Raw genomic sequence first — 2,226 nt, 5'->3', positions numbered from 1 at the left:
GCGCTCATAGCGGCCTAAGACCCCGAGTCAACAAAAGCCGGGGCAGTCCCTATTGCTTTCTTGAGGGCACGGGCAACGGGTGGGTTTTTCACGAGCTTGTATTTGCTGCGTGGCTCTTTAGGGTCGCTGGGTACCGCCTTGTATCCCAGCGGTGCCCTACCCCCGTTCCACTCGCCATCTATGGCTTGTTGCTTTTTCTTACTGACGATGCGGGCTTGCTTGAGATCATTCTCGTGCTGGGCCATGAGGGCATTCAGTCCAGCGTGGAAGATACCGGTGGGCGTCGTCAGGTCAGCGTCAGGTGAGGTCGCGAAGTGAAGCTTGATGCCCTTGTGCTTCATCTCGGCGGCAAAGGCTGCCTGCTCTTCCGCCAGCCTGTATAGCCGGTCAGGTGCCCACGCCACTATGGCGTCGATGGTTCCTGCGAGAGCTAACCGCCGGACCTCATCCCAGTCGGGTCTGATGCTGCCGATCTTCCCGACTGACACGTTGTTGTCAACATAGGCTCCACGGTCGCTGGAGGAGTCCGGGTTGCGGTAGAGCGTAAGCCCCCGGCCTTTGACGAGTTGGAGGCATTCAGTGACCTGAATCTGTACGTTCGCCGCGTCAGCTTTCCTGTCAGAGCTGATTCGGGCGTAGATGGCGACTGGCATACGCCAACCCTATACGCGAAGGCAGACCGTCTCTCGAGACCCTTCCGGGGTATCTTGCAACTCGCGTGTACCGTGCACATCCCCGGCAGGCCACTGTTCAGGGCAATCAACATGTCCAGGCTCTCCGCTTCCCGGACCTCGCCCACCACCAGGCGGTCCGGGCGCATCCTGAGCGCTTCCTTAACGAGGCGGCGCAGCGGAATCTCGCCCTCTCCCTCAAGGTTGGGTTGGCGGCACTGAAGCCCCACCACGTCCCGGAGCGGAAACTGGAGTTCAAAAATTTCCTCAACCGTGATGACCCGCTCCCGGCTGCCGATGCTGGCTGCGAGACAGTTGAGCATGGTGGTTTTGCCTGCCTGGGTTGCACCGGAGACGAGGATGTTGAGTCCGCTGGAAACGGCGGCGCCCAGAAACCGGGCGGATTGCGGTGTCAGCGTACCCAGTTCGACAAGATGTTCAAGCCGGCTGGCCTTCACGACGAATTTTCGAATGTTCACGGCCCAGTGCCGGCGAGTGACGTCGGGGATGACGACGTGGAGCCTGGAACCATCGGGCAACGCGGCGTCCACGAACGGCGAGGACATGTCCAGACGGCGGCCGGAGCTCTTGAGCATGCGCTCCACAAGATCCCGCACCTGCTGGTCGGAGAGGCTGAGGGACGTCAGCTCTGATTCGCCGTTCCGCGCGACGTATATTTCGTTGGGTGCGTTGATCCAGACTTCCTCGATTGACGGATCATCCAACAGGGGCTGCAGCACCCCGAAGCCTGCCACCGCATCGAAAACGAACCTGCGGGCGGCGTCCAGCGGGCCAATGGGAGGAAGCGGACCCATGAGCGCGCGCTCGTCGTAATCGCTGACAGCTGCCTCGACCAGGCGGCGGACTTCGCCGGCCTGCTGCGAGGGATCCAGGCCGCGACGCCGGATAAGCTCGCGGACTTCGTCCTCCACGATGCGCACAGCGTCCATAAGTTCCCCAATACAACTGCCGCCCCCCGGCGGAGGCAGTCCGACTGGGTACAGCCTAGGGAGCATAGACCATGCCGCCAAGTCATATGCCGCAGGCTGTGGATAACGGTTGGCTCACCTTTCACAATGGCAACACCCGAACCACTGGTTCCACTAACCACTGCAGTGTTAGGGTGAGCGCGTTAAGACTCAATCGCACTGTCCGGCGGCTCCCTGGGGGGATACACCGGAACAGCTACCCAGATGAGCGTTCAGGGGAGCGCCTCATTGCCTCCGGAGCCAATAAATGAAGCGGAACCCGTCTCAGTCCCGTCATCCTTTCCTGCAGTCCGCATGGACCGCCCTTCTGGCGGTCTTACTGGTGACCGGGCCGAGCCTCTCCGGCGTCGCCTTCGCTGTTGAACCGGCCCCGACTCCAACGTCTGACACAACGACGTCGGCCCCGGATCCCACCTCTTCCCCAGTGCCTGCTCCTGATTCCTCCTCCTCCTCGCCGAGCCCCGATCCCGCGACGCCGGCACCGACGGAGGCACCCACCCCCGCTCCGGCACCGTCATCCACCAATGAGTCGATGGCTGACGCCGTAGGCACCGGCGGGGCGGAAA

The 2,226-nt window shown here is 62.3% G+C and carries 2 protein-coding genes and 1 pseudogene; all 3 read right to left on the bottom strand.

Annotated elements, in window-relative coordinates:
- Positions 1-14: 14 nt before the first annotated feature.
- Complete coding sequence (locus tag DBR22_RS20860) at positions 15-653, bottom strand: recombinase family protein (protein ID WP_108600563.1); 639 nt, start codon at positions 651-653, stop codon at positions 15-17.
- Between the two features lie 59 nt (positions 654-712).
- Positions 713-1,621 (bottom strand): annotated as a pseudogene (locus DBR22_RS20855) (CpaF family protein); the annotation flags it as partial.
- A gap of 312 nt (positions 1,622-1,933) precedes the next feature.
- A partial coding sequence (locus DBR22_RS24200) for a hypothetical protein (RefSeq protein ID WP_441296255.1) occupies positions 1,934-2,226 on the bottom strand: 293 nt, incomplete at its 5' end.

This window comes from Arthrobacter sp. HMWF013 (assembly GCF_003061105.1).
Lineage (GTDB): Bacteria > Actinomycetota > Actinomycetes > Actinomycetales > Micrococcaceae > Arthrobacter.
Note: the sequence above shows the minus strand (reverse complement) of the source record. Positions and strands in the feature narration are given on the sequence as shown.